The organism is Aquisalimonas asiatica (genome assembly GCF_900110585.1).
In the GTDB taxonomy this organism is placed as follows: Bacteria; Pseudomonadota; Gammaproteobacteria; order Nitrococcales; family Aquisalimonadaceae; genus Aquisalimonas; species Aquisalimonas asiatica.
In genome coordinates this window covers 90450-114665 of sequence record NZ_FOEG01000007.1, presented here as the reverse complement: position 1 = coordinate 114665, position 24216 = coordinate 90450, and the positions used below count along the sequence as shown (strand labels likewise).

The following is a 24216-nucleotide window of genomic DNA, read 5'->3' as shown; positions in this document are numbered from 1 at the left end:
CGGCGGTGCCGGCCGACGCCGCCGTGGTTTCTCTCCCGGGTTGACCTGGATCAACACCCCTTCCCGTGCCGGGGCGCACGATGCCCTTCACGGGTTCACTGACCAGGGGAGAGCCAGCGATGCGTCTGAAGGGAAAGGGTGTTGTCATTACCGGCGGTGCCAGCGGCATTGGCGCCGAAACGGCCCGGGGCGCCATTGCCGAAGGCGCCAGGGTGGTCATCGCGGACATGAACCAGGCGCTGGGCGAGGCCGTCGCCACCAAGCTCGGCGCGGACCAGTGCCTGTTCGTGCAGACCGACGTGACCCGCACCGGGGACATTCACAACCTGTTCGAACAGGCGGAGGCGTTCTGCGGCGTCGATGCGGTATTCAACAATGCCGGCATCGGTCACCAGGAACTGGCGGTGGACTACACCGACGAGGACTGGCTGCGGGTCATCGACATCAACCTCAACGGTGTCTTTCGCGTCGCCCGCGAGGCCATGCGCCGGATGCAGAACGGCGGCGGCGCGATCCTCAACTGCGCCTCCATCCTCGGGCATGTGGGTCAGAGCCAAACGGCGGCGTACACCGCGGCCAAGGGCGGCGTGCTGAACGTCACCCGCACGCTGGCGCTGGAAGGCGCGCCCGGCGGGATTCGGGTCAACAGCCTGTCGCCCGGCTACATTGCCACGCCGCTGCTGGACGAGCTGGACCCGGAGGTGCTGGAGTTCCTCACCAGCCTGCACCCGATCGGGCGCCTGGGCCAGGCGCGGGAAGTGGCGAACGCGGCCCTGTTCCTGCTCTCCGATGAGGCCAGCTTTGTCACCGGCACGGACCTGCTGGTGGATGGCGGTTTCACCGCCGGCAAGTCCTGACACCGACCCGGGCCGCTCAGCGCGAATCGGCGCGGGCGGCCCTGCTCCGCCGCTGCAACCACACCACCAGCCCCTGGGTGTTCATCTCCAGGTCCATGGCCAGGGTCTGGCGCAACTGTTCCGGGGACAGCGTCACGCCGTGCGCCCGGAGGCGACCGGAGAACCACTCCAGCAGCGCGGCGCCGATGGCTTCCGCCTGATCGTCCTCATCCTGACCGGCACAGTCCATGGCAATTCCGGCATGGGCGTCGATCCCTTCGTGCAGATCCGCCGCCAGGCGCTCGATCTCGGCCAGCCGCCCGAAATGGGCGACGTGCACCGCCTGTGGCTGCAGCCCGCGGAGACGATCGACGGAGCGATGGGCGGCGTCGGGGTCGAAGTGCACCGGCGACGTGGACGGAAAGATGAATGCGCCCCGTTCCGTGTCCAGGGACCTGTACGACACGCCGAACGTGTCACCGGCAAAGACCAGGTCGTGCGCCTCGTCCACCACGCTGTAGTGGTGATTGGCGTGACCGGGCGTGTCGAGAAACAGCAGACTGCGACGGCCGAACGGCAGCCGGTCGCCGTCGTTCACGACCTGCACGCGCTCCTCCGGCACCGGCACCAGGTCGCCATAATGCCGCGCCATCACGGCATCGCCGTAGATCGCGCGCGCGCCGGCATGGAGCGCGGACGGGTCGATCATGTGACGGGCACCCCGCGGGTGGACGACCAGCGTCGCCTGCGGCAGCTGACGCATGAGCTCCCCGGCGCCACCGGCGTGATCCAGGTGCACATGGGTGACGCACACGTAGCGCACCTGCTCCCGTGCCACACCGCGCAGCTCCAGCCCCCGGAGAATCAACGGCACGGAGAAGTTGCTGCCCACATCCACCAGCGCGGCATCACCATCCGCCTGCAGCAGATAACTCGCCACCACACCCGGCGTCTCGGCAAACTCGGCGTCGATGGCGGCAACCCCGTTGGGGTAATCGATGATCCTGGGCTCGGGCATGAAACCATCTCCTGACTCGTGGGCACCGTACTGTGCCTGAACAGGCCCGGCATCCGCCACGCCCGGATGTCCGGCGCCCGGCGTCGACAGCCCATGCTGCGCTTCCGGACGACGGGAGTGGTCAAGGTGCGAGACGGTGGTGCACTATGGCGGCGTCCAGCCACTCAACTGCAGGTGCCCCATGACCATCTCCCGCTCCCTGACCGGAACCGCCCTCGCCGCCCTGCTGACCGCATCGGCCGCCGCCCTGCCCGCAACCGCTTCGGCCAGTGGCCTGTACGGCGGCCTGGGCGGCGTCTACACCAACTTCGACGATGAGAGCAACGACACGTACTACGGCACCCGGATCTACGGCGGGTACGACTTCTTCGGCGTTCCCGCAGTAATGCGGCTCGGGCTGGAGGGCGGCTACACCCGCACCGGCAAGTTCGAGGACAACGGCGGAACGGACCGCTACAACAACGCGGACATCGGCCTGCAGGGCACCATCACCACCCTGCCGCTGATCAACTTCCACGGACGCGCCGGCTACGAGTGGGGTGACAGCGATGGCGCGGTATTCGCAATCGGCGGCAGCATGCCGGTATTCCCGCTGACCCGCGTGCGTGCCGAATACCAGGATCGCAATGACTTTCAGGCCGGCATGCTCAGCATCGAGGTAAGACTGCCTTGACGGTGCCCGGCCCGGGCCGACCTGGCCCGGGCCGGGTCAGCGAAGCGGCGCTTACAGCCGGAACCGCGCCACGGCCTCGCCGAGACGCACGGAGAGCCTGGACAGGTCCTGGCTCGCCGACGCCGCTTCGTCCACCGCCGTGGAGGTCTCGGACGCCAGCTGCTCGATGGTGGTGATGTTCCGGTTGATCTCTTCGGCCGTGGAGCTCTGCTCCTCCAGAGCCGTGGCGATCTGGTTGGACGTATCCGAGATGTGGGTCACCCCCGCCATGATGGCGTCCAGCGCGGCGACTGCGTTACGTGCCTCGCCCACATTGCGGCCGGCGCTTTCCTGCCCATTGTTCATCACCTCAACGGCGCTCTGGGTCCCGGCCTGGAACTCTTCGATGATCTCTTCGATCTCGCCGATGGATTGCTGGGTGTTACTCGCCAGCTTGCGCACTTCATCCGCCACCACGGCGAACCCTCGCCCGTGATCGCCCGCTCGCGCAGCCTCGATCGCGGCGTTCAACGCAAGCAGATTGGTCTGTTCGGAGATGTTCCGAATCACGATCAGGACCTGACCGATCCGCTCGGCACGCTGCTCCAGATCGTGAATCACGCCGGCCGCCTGCTCCACTTCCCCGGCAAGGGTTTCCATACCGGTTGACGACGCCGCCAGGGCCGTGCGCGCCTCATCGCCGCGGCCACTGGCATCGGACGCCGCGTCAGACGCCTCCTGGGTGCTCCGGGCGACCTCCTGCACCGTGCTGCTCATCTCGTTCATGGCGGTGGCCACCTGCGAGACCTCGGTGCTCTGCTGTCGCGCCCCCTCGCTACTGCGCCCTGCGGTGACGGACAACTCCTCGGCTGCACTCGCCACCTGTTCGGCGGATTCGCTGATCAGCTGCACCGTCTCGCGCAGGCCACGTGTCATCCGCCCCATGCCGTTCAGAAGCTGCCCCACTTCGTCCCGGGCTGCACTCCCGGCATCCACCGTGAGATCGCCATCCGCCACACGCCGGGTGTACGCCACAGCCTCGGCAAGCGGACTGGTGATGGAACGGGCCACCCCGTAGGCGAGCAGCAGCGCAAGCGCCAGGGCGCCGATGCCGACAGCCAGGGTACCGTAGGCCAGGCTCTCCAGCGTGTCGCGCCGGTCGGCCACGTCGGCTTCTATACCCGACAGGAACGTCTCGGTGCCCTGATCCAGCTCGGTCTTTCGGGCTTCATAAGCTGAACCGAAAACGATCTCCCGGGCGGCATCGAGATCCCCCTGGTCGATAGCCCGGAATGCATCGGCTTCAAGCTCCAGCAATGCGTCGTTGGCAGCGCCGGTGGACGCCTCGAATGCGGCAGCGACATCCTGCGGCGCCAGCGCGACCAGCTCGTCAAGCGCGTCATCCATTCTGACCGCATGGCTGTCATAACGATCAAGCCAATCCGTGTCGCCGGTCACGGCAGCCATCCGCGTGGATCCGGTCAACACTTCGTCGAGATAGAGCACGCGCTCACTCAGCGTGCCGACGCGCTCGGACACGGTGTTCAGGGCGCGTTGCTGTTCGAGCACGTAAGAGGCCATGGCCAGTATGAAGACGATGACAACCAGGAACAGCCCGGTGAACGTCAGCATCTTCTGCCCCACGGACAGACGATGAAGGATGCGATGTAGCGCCACGTAGTTCCCTCCCCGATGGCGACGATTCAAGTGTGGTGATCATTCCCACTCCCTGTAACGACTGCCCCCGGGGAAACTTTACCAATCGATTCGTGAATCAAACGATAAAGAAGGCGACGTGCTGCAATGCAGCATCGCGTGTCCGCCTGCGTTCAGTCGGCGGCGCGCAGGCGGACCAGCGGCGCGTCGGACTGATCCACCAGCACGTAGACTTCGCCCGAGACGGGATGCACGCGGACGTCGCGAATCCGCCAGCCGCGATCGGCAAGCAGGCGATACTCGTTCACCACCTCGCCATCGTCCATTTCGAACCGCCCGAGGTACCGGTGCCGGAGCGTGCCCATGAGCAGATCACCCTGCCACTCGGGGAATGCATCGCCCGCGTAGACGGCAAGACCGGACGGCGGGAATCCGGACTGGTTATGGTCATACCGGGTGCCATCCCAGTAATACACGGGGTTCACGGTGTCGTCCCGCTCGTGGGGCAGATCACCGATACGGGTTCCGGAACCGTACTGCACCCCGTACGTCGCAATGGGCCAACCGTAATTGCCTCCGGGCTGATCGATGCGGTTGATTTCGTCCCCGTCCTGCTGGCCGTGCTCGTTCTGCCAGACCGTTCCGGTCTCCGGATGAAGCGCCATGCCCTGGCTGTTACGGTGCCCGTAGGTGTAGATGGCATCCAGGGCGTCGTCATCATCGACAAAGGGGTTGTCGTCGGGAATGCTGCCGTCGGCATTGAAACGCAGGGTCTTGCCCCAGTTGCTCCGGAGATCCTGCGGGCTGTCGAGATCGCGCCGGTCACCGGTGGTCATGTAGAGCCGCTCGTCCCCGTCGAACAGGAGGCGGGAGCCGAAATGGCCGGTGTTGCTACCGAACGGCTCCGCCACGTACAGCACTTCGAACGCCTCCAGCGCTTCGCCGTCGTCGCCCAGGCGACCACGGCCGAGATGCGTGGCGTAGCCGCTACCGGCGTCATTGGCTGCCGAGTACGTGAGATAGACCCAGCGCTCGCCGTCGGCAAACCGCGGGTGCAGCGCCACATCCAGCAGTCCGCCCTGGCCCACGGCAGCCACCTCGGGGGTGCCGGAGACGGTGCGCGTCTCACCGGAGGCGAGATCCACCAGGAGCAGGCGCCCGGACTGCTCCGTCACCAGCGCCCGGTCAACGTCCTCACCCGGGAGAAACGCGAGAGACCACGGCGAGTCGAGCCCGTCGGTCACCACGTCCACTTCGTAGCCCACCGGCTCCTCGGCCGCAACCGCCGTCGAGGCGGCCCCCAGCACACAGGCGGCGGTGAAAGAGACCCCGGCAAGCAGGGTGACCAGTCGCAGTCGGCACACAATGGCCATGGGGATACCTCCAAATGTTCGGGAATCCGGACCAACGCCGCCCCGCCCCGGGGACGGCCTCACTCCCGCTCGTCGAACAGCGCCTTCAGGCGCTCCGAGTCCTCGTCGCTCCAGTTGTCGGGCTCCGTCAGTGCAACCCACGCGTCGATATAATGGGCCTCGGCGTACTCGTGGCCGTAGCCGGTGGGCGCACGCCCGGCGGCCATGTCTGCAAGAAGCTGCAGCATGGTGACCACCGGGAACCAGCGCAGATCATCGGAGACGTCCGGCCCGCGCGGCTCACGCATCCAGTCCGGCTCGCTGTAGAACGACATGGGGTCGAAGAACGTCACCGGGTCGCTGGCGTACTGGAGTATGGCGATACGGAACTGCCCCCAGTCCGTGTCGAAATCATCGAGCCCGCCATCCTGATTCATGAAGCGCACCACGGAACCGTCCCGGAACCGGGGCAGCCAGGCCGGGGAGCCGGCATCCCGGCCGGCGGTCACCGTCCGCCACGTCTCGCTGCGGAACGGCGGACCGCTCCACAGGGCGCCGTCGAAGGGATCGTCGATGATGTCATAGACGTCGAAAGAGCGGTCGGAGTTCAATGCCCCCAGGCTCAGGCCGTGGAGATAGAGATCGGGCCGGTCGTCCTCGGGAAGATCGCTCCAGTAGCCGTAGACCCTGTTGAACAGCGCCCTCGCCGTCTCCTGCCCGTACTCCCCCTCCACCATCAGCGACAGCGGGCTGGGCAGGTAGGAGTACTGCGCCGTCACCGTCGCCACATCGCCCTGGAGGATGTACTCCACCGGGTTCTGCGCGGCGCTGTCGACCCACCCGCGCCCCGTGGGCGTGGCCAGCAGCAGCACCGAGCGGTCAAAGGCGTCCACGCGGAGCAGCTCCTGCAGTGCCAGGTCGGCGCGTTCCTCCGGCGTCTCGGCCGCATTGAGGCCGACGTACACGCGGATCGGGTCCGGCGCCGCTTCACCGAGAAAGTCACCGATGTCGTCACCGGTTGGCCCCGAGGTAACGAAGCGGCGCCCGCGGCCACCGAGGTCCTCCCAGGTCACCAGGGACTCGGGGCCGCCGGTGCTGACCGGGTCATCGGGCTGCTCCACATCGTCCTGCATGAGGACGTCGAGCTGCTGGTAGGAGTTATCCGCGGCACGCAGGGCCAGGGTGAAGATCACGCCATCCACTACCGACCAGAATAGCGCCAGGGCAGCGGTCACCCCCACGACGAGGGACACGCGCCGGGGCACGTAGCGCTCCATCCGGCGGGACAGCACCTGGAACGTCAGCAGGAACAGCCGGGCGAGCAGCACCAGCACCACGAACACCACCGTGGCGATGGCGGCAACGGTAAAGGGCTGCACGCCACCGGCGGGCTCGCTGTCCATCAGTGCGCGCACGGTGTTCTGCCACTCGGACGCCTGCCAGAGAAACCCGATGGCGAACAGCCCGCAGACCACCGCGGCGCCGATACGGGCCATGCGATCGAGGCGAACGCTGGGAACCGGCAGCTCCAGGTAATTCCATAACCAGCGCGCCATCACGCCCAGGCCGTAGCCCGCGGTGAACGAGACCCCGGAGATGACGCCCTGGATGACGGAGGGCCGCGGAATCAGGCTGGGGGTGAGCGAGAACGCGAAGAACAGTGTTCCAAGTAGCAGTCCCGTGGTACAGAACTGACGCAACCACCGCCAAACCCACTGCATACCGTGCAACTCCTGATGATCGGGATGCGCCCGAGTCTACTAGGATTCGCTGCGGTCGTCCCACGTCCCGGAAGATGCGGCACCACCTGACGACAGGCTGGGATGGTCCGCGACCGGGGAATCCAGGTGATAGCCCTGTACCAGATCCACGCCGATGGCGCGCAGCATCTGCAGGGTATCCTCGTTCTCCACGAACTCGGCGACCGTGCGCTTGCCCAGGCCCTGGGCGACGTCGATCATGGCGCGCACGAAGGCCTGATTATCCGGGTTGTTGGGCAGATCCTGCACGAACATGCCGTCGATCTTGAGCACCCGCACGGCCAGATACTTGAGATAGGCGAACGTGGAGAAGCCCGAGCCGAAATCGTCGAGGCACACGATGCAGCCGGCCTGGTGCATCTGCTCGATGAAGCGCTGGGCGTTCTGCATCTCTGCGACCGCCGCGGTCTCGGTAATCTCGATGATGAGCCGGCCGGGCTCGACACCATGCTGCTCCAGCAGCGCTCTGATGAAGTGGGGCAACCCCGGCTCGTCGATACTCCGCCCGGACACGTTGACCGCCAGCGCCGGCACCGTCGGATACTGCCGCAGGGTCTCCACACCCTGCTGCACCACCCAGCGATCGATCTCCATGATCTGGCCGGTCTTCTCCGCCAGTGGAATGAACTGCCCCGGCATCAGGAGATCCCCGTGGCCGGTTTCGTCCTGCATCCTTACAAGCGCTTCCAGGTGGCTCAGGCTGCGGTCCCCGGCGTGGTAGACCCCCTGGAAATGAAGCTCGAAACGCCCGTGGTCCAGCGCCTGGGCGATCCGCTGGCTCCACGACATGCGCTCCAGCATGGCCTCGGTATCGCTGCGCTGCGGATCATACACCGCCCAGGTGTTCTTGCCCTGGTTCTTGGCCTGATACATTGCGGCGTCCGCGTGCGCGACCAGGTCTTCGGCCTCCGTGCCATGGGCCGGGAAGACGGCGATGCCCAGACTGGCGGTCAGCCGCAGGTTGCTGCCCCGGAAACGCAGGGGGATGGCCGTGATCGCGTGCAGGATCCGCTTCGCCAGGTGGGCCGGCTCATCGTCGCTGGAGATCTCGGAGAGAATGGCGAACTCGTCACCGCCGAGCCGCGCGAACACCTCGCCGCCGCGCACCAGGCTGGACACCTCTCCGGCCGCACGCACCAGCACGGTATCACCGGCGCGGTGGCCGAAGTTGTCGTTGATGTGCTTGAAGTCGTCCAGATCGAAGTACATCAGGGCGAACCGGGATTCCAGGCGCCGCGCCGTCTTGAGCATGCGATCCAGGTGCTCCTGGAAGCGATGCCGGTTATGGAGCCCGGTCAGCGGGTCGTGCTCCGCCAGGTAGACGAGCTGCTGGGCGGTCTGGCGCTCGTGGGTGACGTCTTCGTAAATCCACAGCCGCCCGATCAGGCGTCCCTCGGTGTCGGAGACCGGGTATGAAACCTGGGTGAGAATCCGTCCATCATAGAGATCCAGTTCGAAGCGCTCGCTGATCTCGTGGGTATCCAGCACCTGCAACACGTGCCTTGAGGCATGATCCGGACGCGAGAACCGATGGGTGGAGTGCTCGAGCACCTCGGTGGTGGGCCGCCCCACGAGATCCAGCTCCACGTCGATGGACCAGATCCGCTTGAAGGCCGGGTTCACGTACTCCACCAGCCCCGCCCGGTCCTCGAACAGGATGCCGATGCTCATGCCCGACAGCAGAGCCGCCATGCGCCCCTGCTCCCGCTGGGCCACCTGCCGGAGCTGGGTCTGCTGGCGCTCGGACTGCCGCAGCTCCTCCATCATCCGGTGCTGTCCCGTCACGTCCTGCACGGTTCCGGAGAACCGGTCGGGCAACCCGGAGCTGTCGGCCATCAGACGGTAGGTGGGCGAGAGGTAGCGCACCGGCCCCACCTCCGGGCTGGTCCGGAACACCTCGCCGACGGGAAACCCCTCCGCGGGCATGGTGGTCCAGACCTGGCGAACGGCGTCACGATCCTCCGGGTGGACATGCTCGAGGAAGCGCTCGAGCGATGGCACGGGCGCGGTCTCGTCAAAGCCCATCAACCGGTACATTTCCCGGGACCAGTAGCTGCCGCCGGTGCGCAGATCCACTTCCCAGTGCCCCAGGCGGGCATGCTGTTCCGCCTGCTCGAGCCGATCGTTGGCTTCCTTGAGGATGCGCTCCGCCTCCAGGCGCTCCGAGATGTCATGGGCAATGGCCACGAACCGGGCGTCACCATCATCGGGCGAGACGTACTGCAGCAATACCTCCACCGGAACGCGGCCGCCAGTGCGGGTGAGATGCTCGGTTTCGAACCGGACGATCTCCTTCTCCCCGGACAGCAGCGGCGCAATCAGTTCACTGCGGTAGCGGGACTCCGGATAGTGCATGGTCAGGTCATACGGGCGCCGCGCCAGCAGTTCATCCCGGGAATAACCGGTCTGCCGCTCCGCGCCCTCGTTCACGTAGGTAAAGCGCAGGGACTCCGCCTCGAAGATGAAGACCGCATCCAGGGTGCGGTCCAGCGTGGCCCGGAACCGCTCCAGCCGCGTCCTGGTCTGGCGCAGCGGGGTCACGTCAATGGTATGCCCCTCAAGAAACCGCAGATTACCCTGCTCGTCGTAGATGCCCCTGCCGCGATCGTAGAACCAGCGGCCCTGCCCGGCCCCGAGCACACAGCGGTACTCGACACCGTATTCCCGCCGCTCCGCCACCGCCTCCTGAACGGTCTGCCACGCCCGCTCCTTGTCGTCGGGATGAACGAGATCATCAAGTACCACGTCCTCCCCGTCCAGGAAGTCCGAGGCGTCGTAACCCGTCATCTCCCTGATGTTCCCGGCGAGGTAGCTGACCGGCCAGTCCGGGCGATTCTCGCAGCGATAGATGAAACCGCTGATGGTGCCGAGCAGACGGTCGAGGTCCTCGCTACTCTCGGCGCTGGCCTGACGCACGATGCCGATAAGCGCCGCCGCCAGGGTCACGGTGGCCACCGCCCGGCCAGCACGAATGGGCACACCGGTCTGCGCCAGGAACGCGTCCTGCGTCGGCAACCACCCCGGGAGGCCGGGCACCGGCGCACTGAGTACCGGGATCATCAACCCGTAACAGGCCATGGCCACGGCCGCGAGACGCAGCCACGGTGCATAAGGGGTAGTCGCCGAGTGGACCGGAGGCGCCAGGCTTGCGGCCCAGAGCGCCACGGCCGCCAGTAGCGCCGCCGGGAGCCCGATGCCGAACCGGGAGGCGGCAAACAACACCTCGGGAGCGGTGCCTGCCGCCAGCACGATGGCCAGCGCGACCAGTGTCACCGGCAGATAGACGGCGGCAGTCGGCACCCCGACGGCATTGGGCAGGTGATTGAGCGTGCGCCGGCCGAACTCCAGCAACGCCAGGTAGGATGCCGGCAGGACGACCGCGGAGACCCACAGCAACCATGGGGCCGGCTCCCGGGATATCTCCCAGCCGATGAACACCGCCAGCCCGTGCAGGAGAGCGAACGCCGCCAGGAGCCAGAGAGTCCGGGCCAAGCGGAGCGCGCCCCCGCGCCGGGGGAGAATCAATGCGACAACACCGAGGGCGATGAACGCAAGCCCCTGCAACTGATAGATCAACCCGGTATGGGTTTCCACAAACTCAACCAATCACGCCACCCATTGCCATTGCACAGTGCCCCGCCGGCGGACTGCCCCGGGTCATGCCCCACCCGGCCCGCTTCGTTGTCTATGCCTTTCGAGTTATCCGAGCATATGGGATCGTCGCCGCCAGTGCGAATCCCGCAAGCGTACTCACAAACGCAATTCGGCCAGCATGGGCTCCAGGAACACGCCGATGACGAAGGCCACCACAGCGGCACCTCCCCCCATGAGAAGTGTCTCCAGGCCCGCCCTGAGCCGTGCCATTCCCAGCACGCGCCCTTTTGCCCACCCGATTCCGAACAACGCCACGGCAGCTGCAACGGCACTGGCGAGGAAATACGCCTGGCCTTGTAGCAGCGGTATCAGAAAGGGCAGCAACGGCGTCGCACCCACGAGAAGAAACATGGCGAAGGTGGCGGCCCCGGCCTTCAACGGTGACGGCCCTTGCAGCGCGAGGCCGTGCTCCTCCCGGATCATCGTGTCGATCCAGAGTCGTTCGTCCGCCGTCAGCGTCTCCACGATCTGCTCCAATACCTCGCCGTCGAAGCCTTTGCTGCGGAAGATCTGCCGGATTTCCTCCCGCTCTCCGCCCGGGTCGAGCCGGATATGCCGGTCTTCCTGCGCTCGCAGACGGGCGCGGGCGTCATGGTCGCTCTTTACCGCCTGGTAGTTGCTGACCGCCATGCTGAAGCCGTCCGCGACCAGGCTGGAGAGCCCCAGCACGAAGGCAACAACACCGGGAAGCCCGGCTCCGGCAACACTCGCGACCACCGCAATGGTGGTCACACAGCCATCGATGCCGCCCAGAATCGAGTCGCGCAGGTAGCTCGGCGACGGCGGCGCCGCGAGACGCCGCCGGATCGCCTCCGGGTGGTGGCTGTGCTCAAGCTCCTTGCTCATGCCTTTCCGGGGCCTGCTCGCCGGGACCGGGAACACGGACCGGCGGTATGGCCTCCGGCACATCCAGGGCAACGAAATGGCTGGAGCCGGCAACCGCCGCGACACGCGCGCCCCCGGCCTCGGCACTACGGCGCATGGCGGCAGGGTCGAGAATGCGATCGTGCTCCGGAACCAGCACCAGCCGGTCCGGGAGGTGCTGCAGATCCTCGGTGGACCGTTTGCGCACCCACGTGGCGATATCCCCCAGGTTCCGCCGCATGGTTACCGCGCGACGGGGATTGAAGGGTAACGCCCGGATCACATCCCGTTTCCCGGCATCCGACAGATCCCCCCAGAGCCGCTTGTTACGCGGGTTGATGGGCTGGCGTCGCCACAACGGCAACAGCAATGGCAGAAACAGCAGCACGGGAGCCGGGAGCTCCCGGGGCTGCCGCGCCTGGGGCAGCACCGGCGCTTCCAGCACGGCCTGCGCATTCGCAAACAGGTCCGGGCGGCGGCGCGCCGCCTCCACCAGCACGGCGCCACCACGGGAGTGCCCGTGAACCCGTACCAGTGGTGCCCTGGCCAGATGCTCGGCCGCCTGAATCACCACCTCCGCCTCGTACCCGATGGTCCCCGGTGGCGATTCCGGCACGCTCGCCCACGGCGGCGCACCATGGTCGGTCGCCGACGGCACGGGGTGGTAATCGGCGTTGCCGACGAGAATCAGTTCCAGTTGCGGGTCGACGTAGAGAGCCTTGAAATACCCCGGGTTCTCGCAGAATCCATGCACGGCAATCACCGCCCCGTCGGCGTCTGCCGGGCCACGGCGATAGACTCTGGCCGCTCCGATACTGAAGGCGTCGCCGTCGAACGGCTGCACCGCGGGGCGCGGCCCGACACGCCGGTCCAGCCAGATCCATGCGGCAACGATCACCGCCACGATGATCAGCAGTATCCAGGTCATCCACAACCTCCCCGCGGGGTGAGCACGCTTGTCCTGTCGCCTGATAGTAACCCGACTGAACGGTTTGTCCGAGCGTGTGCCCTGCCAAAGGCACGGTGACCACAGGTATCATGACCTCACCCGACTGGAGGACACATGGCGAAACTCCTGCTGAACCTGCGTAACGTCCCCGAGGACGAAGCCGACGACGTCCGCGCCATGCTGCGCGAACACGCACTGGACTTCTACGAGACGCCACCGAACCGGTGGGGGCTCACCATGGGGGCAATCTGGCTGAAGGATAACGACGATCACCCGCGCGCCAAGGCGTTGCTGGAAGCCTACCAGCAGGAGCGTGCCCGGCAGGCGCGGGCTGATTACGAACAGCGACGGCGGGAAGGCTCCCAGGAGACGTTCACGAGCCTGTTCCTGCGCGACCCGGTCAAGCACGTCCTCTACCTGTGCATCGTACTTGCGATCCTGTACTTCTCGATCACACCGTTCCTTGGACTCATTGGCTGAGCCGCGGAACACCGCGGTGCGTAGCGCCCATAAAAAACCGCCACCCTCCCGGGGGGAGGATGGCGGTCATTACGGAGCGGGAGCCGGTTACTTGGCCTTGCTCACCGCTGCGGACGCGGTCGTGGCGCTGTCCTGAGCCACCTTCTGCGCCTTCTCCACGAAGGCCTGGTTCAGGGAAACCACCTTCTCGGTGTCACCCTTCACACGCTCGCCCAGCTGCTGGGCAACCTTCTGCTGGTTCTCCACGTACGCGCGCACATCGGAGGGGTCCTTGACGTCCAGCGCCGTGCGAACCTGTTTGAACGCCGTATCGGCGTAGGCCTTGGCCGCGTCGGACTGCACCTTGGCCACCTGTTCGACGTGATCCACCACGAGGCTCGCATAGGTGCGCACCGGCGCGCCGAAAATACTGTCGAACTGCTTCTGCATCTGGGCAACGGTCTCATTACTCATAGCAACGTCTCCTTTTCATCGGGCAAAGGCAACGTGCCTTTGTTGCGGTGCAATATAGCAAACGCAATGTCGCACTGCAACATTTCTTCTTCCAGTTCCCGCCTGCCGATGCTCACGGCCAGTCGGCAAGCTTGCCCATGTCGTTGCGCGGCAGCGCCTCGCCATACGTCAGGGCAACGGGTCGCTCCGCTGCGCTCAGGTGCGTATGCAGCCAGTCGGCAATCCGCTCGCGGGCCTGCGCATCGTCGTGCCGGGCCACGACGAACGCCTTGAGGCGCTGACCACGCCCGGTCTGGCGCGTACGCACGGCGCAGTCCTCGATGTCAGGACACTGATTCATCCGCTCACGGACCGTCTCGGGAATCACGTTGACCCCGGCGATCTGCACGGCGTGATCCCGGCGTCCCGAAGGCCGAAGGCGGGCGCTCCCCTCCCAGACCACGTGATCCGGGAGCGCCACGGTTTCACCATCCTGACGGGTCAATGCGGTATCGCCGGCCGGTTGCCAGTGGGCAAGCAGCTGAAAGGGGTGTTCGGCTGCATCCCGCCAGCCAATCCCGCCTGTCTCCGAAGAGCCGTAGATCTCGAGCAGTCGCGAGAGGCCGATGTCGGCAAGCTCCTGCCAGAGACTCTCCGGGCAGGGAGCCGTGGACGTCACACCCGCCACGCCGTCCGGGAAGGCACCGATGCTCCCGGCCAGGTACTGCCAGCGCTCGGGAAAGCCGATCACCAGATCACCGGCACGCAATTCCCCGTGGGCCACGGCGTCTGCCCGCGGGCCGGCCAGCAGCGGAACCTGCAGCCGAGACGCCAGTAAGGGCCCCCAGAGACACCCGTAGATGTGCCGGCACGGCACAAGTAGCAGGATGCGCCGGGCGCCGCCGACCAGCGAAGCAAGCTGATCAAGCTCTGCGGACAGATGCACCCAGGGCTGGAACTGCGTCTTTGGCGTGCCGGTCGTCCCACCGCTTTGGAAGGCGATGCCGTCCGCCCCCTGACGGACCGTCTCCAGAACCACCTCCACCCAGTCGCCGATGGTCCGGTGCCGAAGGAGGTAGTCCTCGGTGCCGACGGAGTGGAGACGGAAGAAGGCGTTCACGGCCTGCGCCGCGGCCATGAACTCCAGGGAGTCCATGCGCACCGGCGCGCCGTTCAGGGGTGCGTCGGGCTGGAGCTGCGCCAACATGTCCCCGATGGCCTCTCCGCGCTGGTCCGCGAGCTCACATGCAACCAGCTCGCGGACCAGCGTTTCACAGGCCGACCGGGTGAGCGGCGCCCCGAGGCGGTCTGTTGCAGGACACATTACAGCCGCTTCACGAAGATCCAGTAGCTGTTGCCGACCAGCGCCTTCTTCATGTGCACCTTCACCTTCGTGGGCTTCATCTGGTAGTCGAACGTGTACTCGAACATGGTGTTGAGGTCACCCGACTCGACCCCCTTCCTGAAGCGGCCGTGAAACTCGTCACTGTCCGTGCACGGTGCCACATCGGTGAAGAAGTTCTTGCCGATCACCTCCTCGGGCTGCCGACCGGTGATCTCCCCTTCCGCCTTGTTGTAGGTGAGAATCTTGCCGGACGGATCCAGCTGAATGGCCCCGAAGGCCAGCCCGTCCAGGTCCCCGTCAGACATTCTGGCAAGGGTGTTCTCGATATCGTCCGAACCGAATCCAACAACTTCCATGCAACCTCCTGAGTCGCTTCGCCCGGTCAGTCACCGGTCTGGTATGAAACTGAAACCACGGTTGTACAGAGTTATATAGTTTTTGTACAACTCATGATCAATGATATGAGACAGCCGTCACAAACCAGCCCGGCACGGGGCGCGGATTCAGTCCCCGAAAACGAAACGAGCCGGCCACGTCACCGTGGCCGGCTCTGGAAGCGATTCCTGTTGTGTGGGCGCGCCGCTTACTGCATGCCCGGGCTACCACCACCGGGAGCCGGGCCATCCGTCTCCGCACCGGGCGTGCCCTGCGGCGCCTGGTCCTGCGGCGCCTCCTGCCCCGGGGTCGTCTGCGGCTGCTGCGCCTCTCCGGCACCGGGTTGCTGCTGATCCGCACCCGGCTGCTGCTGGCCTGCGCCGGGCTGTTCGCCAGTCTGTGGCTGTTGGCCGGCCTCGCCCTGCTGGCCGGCGCCAGGCTGCGCCTGCTCCTGGCCGGGCGCAGCACTTTCACCACCCGGGGCCCCCTGGCCTCCAGGCTGTGTACCGGCCTGCCCGCCAGCACCCGGCTGTCCGGCGGCCTCACCGCCCTGGGCTCCAGCAGCGCCGCCCGGCTGACCGGCAGCGCCACCCTGCCCCTGCTGGCCCGGTGCCGCACCCGGCATGCCGCCGGGCTGTCCACCGTCGCCGAGACCGCCACCGGGCGTCTCCGAGGGGCGGGACTGATGCGGGTCCTCACCCGCCTGCTGTTCCTGGCGAATCCGCTCCCGGACCGGCGGACCAGGGTCGGCCTCGCCCTGTTGCCCCGGACCGGCACCCGCGCCGGGCTGACCGCCCTGCATACCGGGCTCACCGGCTGCCCCGGCGCCGGGCGTCCTGTCCGCGGCACTGCCGGCCCCGGGCCCGGCCGCGCCGGGCTGCATTGCCAGCGTGGCTGCGGGCAGACCAATCAACGCAACCAGAGTGGCGGCTCGTACTGCCGAACGCATAACTTTCTCCCAACTGATCGTGGCACGCTGCTCACGTGCAGGCGTCATCCGGAATCCATCTTAACGTGCGACACCGTGACGCCGGCAACCGTTCCCTGACGGCGCCACGCGCTCGCGCCGATACCGATGGCCGTATTACGGGTGCTCGTTGCGGTCACGCCGCTCGAACTCGCCCTCGATGGCGTCCTGCCCCGACGGCGGACGCCGGCTCGCCTGGCCGTCGATGGGGCCGTACTGCACATGCACACGGCGCAGCAGGGCGTGCACGACCATACGGCGGGTAAACGGAATCAGGCAGGCGAAACCGATGACGTCGGTGGCAAACCCGGGCGTGAGCAGCATGACACCACCGACGGCCAGTGCCATGCCCTCGAACATTTCCACAGCTGGCACAGTACCCCGGTCCAGGTTGGCGCGGGCGCGCCGGAGCGTCTCGACACCCTGCTGACGCAGCAACAGGCCGCCGATGACCGCCGTGAGCACGCACAGCCCGATGGTCGCGAGCGCCCCGACGACCTTGCCGACCTCGATGAGGATGAAGATCTCGACCAGCGGGACGATGATGAGTAACAGGAGTAGCACGGGCACGATGAACCTCGGCACGTTGTAACGGGTTTGAGGGAAAGATGGCGACGCATGGCGGGGAATGCAATCCCGGAGGCCCACCGTCAGTCGGACAATGGCCTCGCGAAGCTGAGTTCATTGCCGTCCGGATCCTGAAGGTGGAAATACCGTTCGCCCCAGAACGCGTCCGACGGTTCCGCCTCCGGTTGCAGGCCGGCCTCCCTGACCCGGCGATACATGGCATCCACGTCGGAGACATGAATGATGATTCGGCCCCAGAGCGCCGCCGGCGGCGACCCGGCCATGAGGTTCAGGTAGCCGGGCCCGACATGGAAGCTCGTGAACGTGGCGTCGGCGCCACCGTAGCGCATCTCGAAACCCAGCCGCTGATAGAACGCAACCGCAGCGGCCATGTCTGCGGTGAATACGGTGACCGCGCTGATGGCCTCGAGCACCGGCTCCTTGTCGCTCATGGATCCTCCGCCCGCGTCGGGTTGTCAGTGAAGGCGGCCGGGCTCTTCCGTCAGCCGGATCTGCCAGTCACCGCCGTGGGCCCGGGCGCATTCCTCTTCGCTGTCGAACCCGACATGCTGCCGGACATCACCGATACTCAGGCCGGCTGCATCCAGCGCCTCCGCCGTGAGATGGCTGAGATAGGCATCGTGTCCGGCGCGCAGGGCCGCTGCCAGGTTGGCATTGGTGTCGAATACCCACACCACCTGGATGCTGTGCTGCACGTCATTGTAGTCGAGAACGTGCGTCACCCACTGGAATCCGTCCAGCTCCTCCCGCGCAGCCTCGCAGGCACGGCCCAGCATGGTTGCCAGTTGATCTTCCAGGTGTTTGCGATCCGATTGCTTCATGGTTTCTCAGGCGGTCTCATGCATCGTGATGGATTGCGCCGCGCAGAACGCGCGGAAGGTGTCGATCTCGGCCACGGGGATGGTGATGTCCATCCCGACCCCTTCACCATAGCGGATCGCGTCAACCTCGCCCCGATGCCCCTGCACCCAGTGGCGCACGGCCTGCTCGTGGGCAAAGTGCATTGCCACGGTGACGCGGCAGACCGGCTCATGCAGCGTGACGGGCAGCTCCGACAGCACGGCCTCGGTGGCCTGGGCGTAGGCACGGGTCAGGCCGCCTGCACCCAGCTTGATACCACCGAAATAACGGATGACCACCACCAGCACGTCGCCCAGTCCCTTGTGCTGAATGACATTGAGGATCGGGCGACCGGCAGTGCCTCCCGGCTCACCATCGTCGTCGCTGGCCGCCGTGCTGGCCGATGCCGGATCGCCGATCAGGTAGGCCCAGCAGTGGTGGCGGGCATCCGGATGATCAGCACGCGCCTGCTCCACGGCCGCCAGCGCAGCCGCCCGGGTTTCCGCCCGCAGGGCGCGTGCGATGAATCGGCTCTTGCGCACGGTGATCCCCCGCTCCAGTGCGCCGGCCGGTATCGCGTACCCGGAACTCACGGGCGGCCGCGCCTCATGCCGCCCGGTTGCGTTTCGGCAAAGCGGCCAGCACACGCTCCGCGGTGCCATCGGGATCCTGCTGCATGAAACAGTGACCACCAGGCACTCGCTCGACGGTGATGCCGGACACCACCCCCGGTAGCCGCCGGGCGGCGTCGCCCACGAACGGGTAGCTGTCGGCGCCATGCAGCATGAGCACGGGCGCATCCACACGCGCGAGCGCGCGCCACAGCCCGCGCGGCGATGAACCGAAGATCTCCGCCTCGCGCTCGGGGCGGCAGCGCAGCGTCACGCCGTCGTCGTCGTCACGCAGGGCATGGGTGATATAGGACTGCAGACAGCGATCCTGCCAGCCGCGGAAGATCCCCCGCCCACGCAGGCCATTGAACGCGTGCTCGCGATCGGGCCAGCGGTCACGGCGGCGCGCCGCCTGCCGCGCCATGGGCGTACGCCGCGACAGCCCCAGCAATTGCAGCAGCGCCATGGAGCGGAGCATGGCCGGCGGGAACAGAACCGGATCCAGCAACACCCCCTGGTCGAAGATATCGGCCCGTTGCCCCATCATCAGGGCGGTCATGACGCCGCCGAAGCTGTGCCCCATGCCAACCACCGGTACGCCCTGCCACAGCGGCGCGAACTGCTGCCACACATCCAGGCAGAGCTCCGCGGTCCGGTTCCAGCCACGGAAGGGGCCACCGTGGTCACTGCTGCCGTGCCCCTGAACGTCTGACAGGAACAGGTCGTAATCCCGGGCCAGACGGCTCAGCATCGCCTCGTAGACCAGCCCGCACATCCCGTTACCGTGGATGAAGTGGATGACCGGGCGCCCGCTCGGGGGGGAGTGCCAGCCACGCACGGCGAACCCCTCCGCCGTGTGATACTCCCAGGGCACCAGCTGCTCACGCAGCGACGACGATCGGCTGCCGGTCATGCGTCCGCCTCCCCGGGCGCGGAGGCGAGACCGTACTCTTCGACGCCGAACCGCTCCTCGTCCCGACGCAAGCCCAGCCAGACGGTGTCGTCGCTCTCCTGCAGGACCTCTTCCACCGCGTCAGCCGGCAGCCACAGCACCTGCTGTTCCACACCGGCGGCGCGCTCCACGGTGACCCGCCAGTCCTCGTCGCGGTCGGGGTGACACCCGGGCGCGAACAGCGCGCCGACATCGCCTTCCGGCAGCCCGTTGCTCACCAGGCAGAGACCGTGGCCAACCTGCAGATGCAGCCCCGCGGGGACCGCATCCAGCGCGATGTGCTCCAGGGGCGGCAGCTCCCCGGCAGGTGGCTTCGGCGCTCCCGTGACGCGGTACCGGTTCTCGAGCATCTGGTCCGGGGTGGGGTGATGCCGGTCGCTTGCCAGGGCGTGATCGAGCAGCGCGCGCACATGCGCCGATTCGAACGGCAGCCAGGTCCAGTCAGTGGTGGTCATGATGTGGTTCTGCATCTCGCCGGAGTTCGGACCGGGAGTCTAACAGGACACCGGGCTCCAGTGGTTACCCCAACAATGTTATATGATAACATTCCATGTTCTTTCACCATCCTCAGGGAGGACCACCATGGAACGCCTGCCCGTTACCGTCCTGTCCGGCTTTCTGGGCGCCGGCAAGACGTCCCTGCTCAACCATGTGCTGCACGCGCCTCACGGCAAACGCATCGCCGTGATCGTCAACGACATGTCCGAAGTGAACATCGACGCCAGCCTGGTGCGTGGCGACCGGCCGCACCTGGAGCGCGCCGACGAGAAGCTGGTGGAGATGAGCAACGGCTGCATCTGCTGCACCCTGCGCGAGGACCTGCTGGTGGAGATCAACCGCCTTGCCGCCGAGCAGCGATTCGACTATCTGCTGATCGAGTCCACCGGCATCTCGGAGCCACTGCCAGTGGCGGAGACGTTCACCTTCCGGGACGAGAACGGGCGCAGCCTTTCGGACATGGCCCGCCTGGACACCATGGTCACGGTCATCGACGCCGCCAATTTCCTGAGGGACTACGCGTCCCAGGATCAGCTGGGGGACCGCGGCGAACAGGCCGGCGACGGCGATGAACGTACGGTGGTGGACCTGCTCGTTGACCAGGTGGAGTTCTGCGATGTGCTGGTGGTGAACAAGACCGACCGGGTCACCCGCAGCGAACGGGAGCGCCTCACCGCCATTCTCCGCAGTCTCAACCCGCGCGCCCGCATCGTGGACTGCCAGTACGGCCAGGTTGCCCTGGACGCTGTCCTCGACACGGGCCTGTTCGACTTCGAGCAGGCGGCGCGCGCGCCGGGCTGGCTGATGGAGCTGCGCGGCGAGCACACGCCGGAGACCGAGGAGTACGGCATCAGCAGCTTCGTCTACCGCGCGCGGCGCCCGTTTCACCCGCGCCGCTTCTGGGACCTAATCCATTCCGAATGGCCCGGGGTGATCCGCTCGAAGGGCCACTTCTGGCTGGCCTCGCGCCACGATCTGGTGGGTAACTGGTCCCAGGCCGGCCCGGCCGCGGAACATGGCGCAGCCGGAATGTGGTGGGCGGCGGCACCGGAAGGCGTCTGGCCCGACGACCCGGAGATCACCGCATTCATCCGCGAGCGCTGGCAGGCGCCCTATGGCGATCGCCAGCAGGAGCTGGTATTGATCGGCATCGACATGGACCGCGCCGCGCTGACGGCACGGCTCGACGCCTGTCTGCTGACGGACGCCGAGCTTGCGGGCGGCCCGCAGGCCTGGCAGCGCCTGGACGACCCCTTCCCGGCATGGGGCCTGACGGAACCGGAACCCGCCTGAAGACGGCGACAACCTGCCACCCCGGGGGCGATCCCCCGGGGTGGCAGCTCCCGGCCCGCCTCAAGCGGGAAACCGCCTCAATCCTCGTCGAGGTGCCCAAGGTCCTGAAGGAACTCGCGCAGCATGGCCACGGCCTCCGCCGCCTCGTCACTCTCGTCGGCCACGTTGTCCCAATGGGCCTCGGAGGTCTCCACCAGGCGCTCGTGGACATCGTCCGGTAACGGGTTCAGTTCCACCCCGTCCTCGGCAAGCACCCGCTGCTTGGTCATTTCCTCGTGGTAGAGGTATTCGTTGGTACGCTCCCAGTAGTGCTGCTCCAGGGTGTCCATGAGAATGGCGTGGATATCCTCGGGGAGCGCCTCCAGGGCCTCTTCGTTGAAGATGAACGTGTCGTCGCTGATGCTCAGAGGCGGCTCCACGTGATAGGGCGCAACCTCGTAGAGGCTCATACTGTCGGCGCCCTGGTAGGCGCCCCAGTGCCCGCCGTCCACGACCCCGGTGGACAGGGCCTGGTAAAGCTCTTCGCCAGGCACGTACTGAGCCGCGGCCCCCGCCTCCGAGAGCACCGTCTCGCTGAGTCCCGACGTGGCGATGCGTGCACTCTCGAAATCCTCCATGGATTCGATGGGCTCGCTGAGAACAATCTCCTGGGTGAGCATCTTGTCCGGGTGGTAGAACACCCCGTATTCGGAGGCCTCTTCGCGGATCATCTCCTCGAACCCGAGGTGGCGATAGAAGTAAACCGCCTCCCAGACCTCCTGGAAAGAGAACGGCAATCCGGCGGCAACGCTGGCAAGGGACAGGCGGTCCTGGAGGAAGAACGGCGAGGTGGTCCCCATCTCCACGATACCGCGCTCGACGGCCGCCCAGATCTCGTCGGTGCCGAACAGCTGACCGGCCTCGTAGAGTTCCAGCTCCAGGCGGCCGTCCGTGCGCTCGTAGAGCTCATCCCGCAGCTTCTCGAGACTGGCCTCGTAGGAGGTGCTGGCACTGGGCCAGTGCGACTGGACACGCCAGGTGATGGTCTCGTCGTCTGCTGTCGCCCCCGCATGCGGCAGCGCCAGCCCAAGCCCGAGCAACACGCTCACGCTCCACTTTCCCATGGATACACTGCGGTTCATGATTCTCCTCCCGGGGATTCCCCCTGTTATCTCTTGTTCAGGCCAGCCTCGCGGGGTGACCTGCAATCGATGCTGGAGAGGGCCGGCCAGAGGGTCAATCATCAAACCCATGAAATCGTCGCATCGCTTCCCATGCACACGCTGCATGGATGGCCGCCTGCCACTGTTGCACGGCCCCGCCGCAACCGATATCTTGGGCCCGTCTTTACACGAACCACCACATCATGATGGTTCAGCGGGGAACACCGGTGAGAATCCGGGGCTGTCGCGCAACGGTGTGGCGAATCCATTCGCCGAGCCCGAGTACCGCGGAAGACGTATACGGGAGCCTCGCGCCAAGGTTCTCCGGTCAGGGTGTACACCACCTCCGGATACCCGCGACGGCTTCTCCAGCCACGATGCCCGACACGCCGGCATCACACGATCAGGGATGTTCGGAGGAGCCCGACATGCAGACGACCACACCCCATGACGCACCAGCGACACCTGCCCCTGGCGGCCATCACGCACTGGTCCTGCGGACCCGTCTCGACCCACTCCTGCGCCGGGTTCTTCACGGGCTGGGCGCCCGAGTCGAGCCGTTCGAATGGCGCGGGATCATCGGCCCGGCGGTGGACCGGGTCGGCGGCCCGACCATGCACGACGCACCGGATTACCTGGATGCGGACGGTGCCGAAGCGCTGATCGAGTTGCTACAACGCATGGAGTCCCGTGGCGGCGCACCCCGCTGGGTCCATCAGATGCTCAGCAGCCACCGCGCCGGCGCGCTGCTGGAGCGCGATGGCACGCTGGAGCTGGGTGACGCAGGAACCGCTTCGTGGCTGCTGGGTGAACTGCTGCGACTACCGGGGCGCCAGCGCATGGCGTGAGCGGCCGCACCGGGCGCGGCTCTGGCCGCGCCCGGAACAGATCAGCCAGCGGGGGTGACCAGCACCTTGCCGCTGCGCTCGCCGGACGCCGCCTCGGCCACGGCCTGCTTGATATCGGCCACGTCGTACCGGGCGTGGACCCGGGCCGCAAGCTGCCCGGATGCGATCATGCCGGCCAGTTCGCCGTAGAGCCCCTGCTGCTGTTCGCGTGTGGCGTGCTGGAACCAGCGCGCGAGCCAGAAGCCTTTGACGTTCAGATTGCGGAACACCAGGTGCCGCGGGGCGACCATGCAGGGTTCACCACTCATCATGCCGTAATTCACCAGGGTGGCATCATCACTCAGCGCCGACGCCAGGTGGTCGGTGGCCGCGCCGCCGACCGCATCGATCCCGAGACGCATCGGCGCATTGCCGGTCACCTCGGCAACGCGCTCGGCCAGGTCCGGGCCATCCACCAGCACCACGTCGGCACCCTGCTCCTGCAACGGCGCCACCGCCGATTCGCGGCGCACCACATTGACCGTTTTCAGCCCACGAAGCTTCGCCAGGGTGATCAGGTAGCCACCGACACCCGAGTTGGCGGCGTTCTGGATCAGCCACTCGCCGGGCTGGAGATCGACGAACTCGCTCATCAGCAGCGATGCGGTGGGCGGGTTGACGGTCATCATCGCCAACTGCTCCGGATCGGCGTCGTCGGGTAGCGGTACCAGCTTACGGGCCGGCGCCAGCACGTGGGTCGCCCACGAACCGCAACCGACCGGCAGCAGCACGGTCTGCCCGCGGCTGAGGCCGTCCACGCCCTCTCCGCACGCGACCACGCGGCCGACGCCCTCGTTACCACCCACCGCCGGCAGCGGAGGCAGCATGCCGTACTCACCGGTGAGCGTGAGTACGTCGGACGGATTGATCGGTGCCGCGAGCACCTCCATGAGCACTTCGCCGATACCGGGGGTGGGAGTCTCCCGCTCCACCGCATCGATAACATCCTGGGGCACCGGTCCGCGGTGTTCGTAGATCGCCTGAAGCATTGCCACACTCCTCACTGATGGACTGGGTCTGAATACGCCAGCGTATGGTACACGCCTGACCCCGGCTCTGCCCCAA

Annotated in this window: 24 protein-coding genes; 6 read left to right on the top strand and 18 right to left on the bottom strand. The window is 66.7% G+C overall.

Annotation, left to right across the window (positions count from 1 at the left end):
* Nucleotides 1-119 precede the first annotated feature (119 nt).
* The gene (locus BMZ02_RS14345) at nt 120-857 is read left to right on the top strand and encodes an SDR family NAD(P)-dependent oxidoreductase (protein ID WP_091645143.1); all 738 of its coding nucleotides are present in this window, start codon (nt 120-122) and stop codon (nt 855-857) included.
* 16 nt (nt 858-873) lie between these two features.
* Here the strand turns inward: BMZ02_RS14345 and BMZ02_RS14340 are convergent, their stop codons facing one another.
* Complete coding sequence (locus tag BMZ02_RS14340) at nt 874-1854, bottom strand: MBL fold metallo-hydrolase (protein ID WP_091645142.1); 981 nt, start codon at nt 1852-1854, stop codon at nt 874-876.
* Nucleotides 1855-2035: 181 nt separating this feature from the next.
* On the opposite strand from BMZ02_RS14340, the gene BMZ02_RS14335 reads away from it, so the two are divergent.
* Nucleotides 2036-2527 carry an outer membrane beta-barrel protein gene (locus BMZ02_RS14335; protein ID WP_091645141.1) on the top strand — a complete coding sequence of 164 codons (492 nt, stop codon included), beginning with the start codon at nt 2036-2038 and terminating at the stop codon, nt 2525-2527.
* A 51-nt stretch (nt 2528-2578) separates the two neighbouring features.
* On the opposite strand, the gene BMZ02_RS14330 is transcribed toward BMZ02_RS14335, so the two are convergent.
* From BMZ02_RS14330 to BMZ02_RS14305, 6 genes are all read right to left on the bottom strand, one after another.
* The gene (locus BMZ02_RS14330) at nt 2579-4183 is read right to left on the bottom strand and encodes a methyl-accepting chemotaxis protein (protein ID WP_091645139.1); all 1605 of its coding nucleotides are present in this window, start codon (nt 4181-4183) and stop codon (nt 2579-2581) included.
* Between the two features lie 152 nt (nt 4184-4335).
* Complete coding sequence (locus BMZ02_RS14325) at nt 4336-5535, bottom strand: PQQ-dependent sugar dehydrogenase (protein ID WP_091645137.1); 1200 nt, start codon at nt 5533-5535, stop codon at nt 4336-4338.
* 59 nt (nt 5536-5594) lie between these two features.
* Nucleotides 5595-7235: an alpha/beta hydrolase gene (locus BMZ02_RS14320; protein WP_091645135.1), complete on the bottom strand. Its 1641-nt coding sequence runs from the start codon at nt 7233-7235 to the stop codon at nt 5595-5597.
* A 39-nt stretch (nt 7236-7274) separates the two neighbouring features.
* On the bottom strand, nt 7275-10880 hold the full coding sequence (locus BMZ02_RS14315) for a sensor domain-containing protein (RefSeq protein WP_139209225.1): 3606 nt from the start codon (nt 10878-10880) through the stop codon (nt 7275-7277).
* A 144-nt stretch (nt 10881-11024) separates the two neighbouring features.
* A complete protein-coding gene (locus tag BMZ02_RS14310; RefSeq protein ID WP_091645131.1) occupies nt 11025-11774 on the bottom strand; it encodes a VIT1/CCC1 transporter family protein in 750 nt (249 codons plus the stop codon).
* On the bottom strand, nt 11758-12720 hold the full coding sequence (locus BMZ02_RS14305) for an alpha/beta hydrolase (RefSeq protein ID WP_091645129.1): 963 nt from the start codon (nt 12718-12720) through the stop codon (nt 11758-11760). Before BMZ02_RS14305 ends, BMZ02_RS14310 begins: the two co-directional genes overlap by 17 nt.
* 135 nt (nt 12721-12855) lie before the next feature.
* Between BMZ02_RS14305 and BMZ02_RS14300 the strand changes: the two genes are divergently transcribed.
* Complete coding sequence (locus BMZ02_RS14300) at nt 12856-13221, top strand: DUF6164 family protein (RefSeq protein ID WP_091645127.1); 366 nt, start codon at nt 12856-12858, stop codon at nt 13219-13221.
* A gap of 87 nt (nt 13222-13308) precedes the next feature.
* Here the strand turns inward: BMZ02_RS14300 and BMZ02_RS14295 are convergent, their stop codons facing one another.
* The 3 genes from BMZ02_RS14295 to pyp all read right to left on the bottom strand — a co-directional run bounded on the left by BMZ02_RS14295 (nt 13309) and on the right by pyp (nt 15354).
* A complete protein-coding gene (locus BMZ02_RS14295) occupies nt 13309-13674 on the bottom strand; it encodes a phasin family protein (RefSeq protein WP_091645125.1) in 366 nt (121 codons plus the stop codon).
* Between the two features lie 112 nt (nt 13675-13786).
* The gene (locus BMZ02_RS14290; protein ID WP_091645123.1) at nt 13787-14977 is read right to left on the bottom strand and encodes an AMP-binding enzyme; all 1191 of its coding nucleotides are present in this window, start codon (nt 14975-14977) and stop codon (nt 13787-13789) included.
* Nucleotides 14977-15354, bottom strand: coding sequence for a photoactive yellow protein (gene pyp / locus BMZ02_RS14285; protein WP_091645121.1), 378 nt, complete (start codon nt 15352-15354; stop codon nt 14977-14979). The genes BMZ02_RS14290 and pyp overlap by 1 nt, the downstream gene beginning before the upstream one ends.
* A gap of 212 nt (nt 15355-15566) precedes the next feature.
* Here pyp and BMZ02_RS14280 point away from each other — a divergent pair, with 212 nt between their 5' ends.
* A complete protein-coding gene (locus BMZ02_RS14280; RefSeq protein ID WP_091645119.1) occupies nt 15567-16421 on the top strand; it encodes a hypothetical protein in 855 nt (284 codons plus the stop codon).
* A 36-nt stretch (nt 16422-16457) separates the two neighbouring features.
* Here BMZ02_RS14280 and BMZ02_RS14275 read toward each other — a convergent pair whose 3' ends face one another.
* The 6 genes from BMZ02_RS14275 to BMZ02_RS14250 all read right to left on the bottom strand — a co-directional run bounded on the left by BMZ02_RS14275 (nt 16458) and on the right by BMZ02_RS14250 (nt 19786).
* On the bottom strand, nt 16458-16910 hold the full coding sequence (locus BMZ02_RS14275; protein ID WP_091645117.1) for an FxsA family protein: 453 nt from the start codon (nt 16908-16910) through the stop codon (nt 16458-16460).
* A gap of 80 nt (nt 16911-16990) precedes the next feature.
* On the bottom strand, nt 16991-17359 hold the full coding sequence (locus tag BMZ02_RS14270) for a VOC family protein (protein WP_091645116.1): 369 nt from the start codon (nt 17357-17359) through the stop codon (nt 16991-16993).
* A 24-nt stretch (nt 17360-17383) separates the two neighbouring features.
* Nucleotides 17384-17749: a hypothetical protein gene (locus tag BMZ02_RS14265; protein ID WP_091645114.1), complete on the bottom strand. Its 366-nt coding sequence runs from the start codon at nt 17747-17749 to the stop codon at nt 17384-17386.
* Nucleotides 17750-17755: 6 nt separating this feature from the next.
* Nucleotides 17756-18361 (bottom strand): IMPACT family protein, encoded by a 606-nt coding sequence (locus BMZ02_RS14260; protein ID WP_091645111.1) that lies wholly within the window; start codon nt 18359-18361, stop codon nt 17756-17758.
* A gap of 13 nt (nt 18362-18374) precedes the next feature.
* Nucleotides 18375-19292 carry an alpha/beta fold hydrolase gene (locus BMZ02_RS14255; RefSeq protein ID WP_091645110.1) on the bottom strand — a complete coding sequence of 306 codons (918 nt, stop codon included), beginning with the start codon at nt 19290-19292 and terminating at the stop codon, nt 18375-18377.
* Nucleotides 19289-19786 carry a hypothetical protein gene (locus BMZ02_RS14250; protein ID WP_139209224.1) on the bottom strand — a complete coding sequence of 166 codons (498 nt, stop codon included), beginning with the start codon at nt 19784-19786 and terminating at the stop codon, nt 19289-19291. The genes BMZ02_RS14255 and BMZ02_RS14250 overlap by 4 nt, the downstream gene beginning before the upstream one ends.
* A gap of 127 nt (nt 19787-19913) precedes the next feature.
* Here BMZ02_RS14250 and zigA point away from each other — a divergent pair, with 127 nt between their 5' ends.
* Nucleotides 19914-21122 (top strand): zinc metallochaperone GTPase ZigA, encoded by a 1209-nt coding sequence (gene zigA, locus BMZ02_RS14245; RefSeq protein WP_091645106.1) that lies wholly within the window; start codon nt 19914-19916, stop codon nt 21120-21122.
* A 77-nt stretch (nt 21123-21199) separates the two neighbouring features.
* On the opposite strand, the gene dctP is transcribed toward zigA, so the two are convergent.
* Entirely contained in the window at nt 21200-22243 is a 1044-nt protein-coding gene (dctP, locus tag BMZ02_RS14240; protein WP_091645104.1) for a TRAP transporter substrate-binding protein DctP, read from the bottom strand.
* A 449-nt stretch (nt 22244-22692) separates the two neighbouring features.
* Between dctP and BMZ02_RS14235 the strand changes: the two genes are divergently transcribed.
* Entirely contained in the window at nt 22693-23112 is a 420-nt protein-coding gene (locus BMZ02_RS14235; protein WP_091645102.1) for a hypothetical protein, read from the top strand.
* Between the two features lie 41 nt (nt 23113-23153).
* On the opposite strand, the gene BMZ02_RS14230 is transcribed toward BMZ02_RS14235, so the two are convergent.
* Nucleotides 23154-24140 carry a zinc-dependent alcohol dehydrogenase family protein gene (locus BMZ02_RS14230; protein ID WP_091645100.1) on the bottom strand — a complete coding sequence of 329 codons (987 nt, stop codon included), beginning with the start codon at nt 24138-24140 and terminating at the stop codon, nt 23154-23156.
* Nucleotides 24141-24216 lie beyond the last annotated feature (76 nt).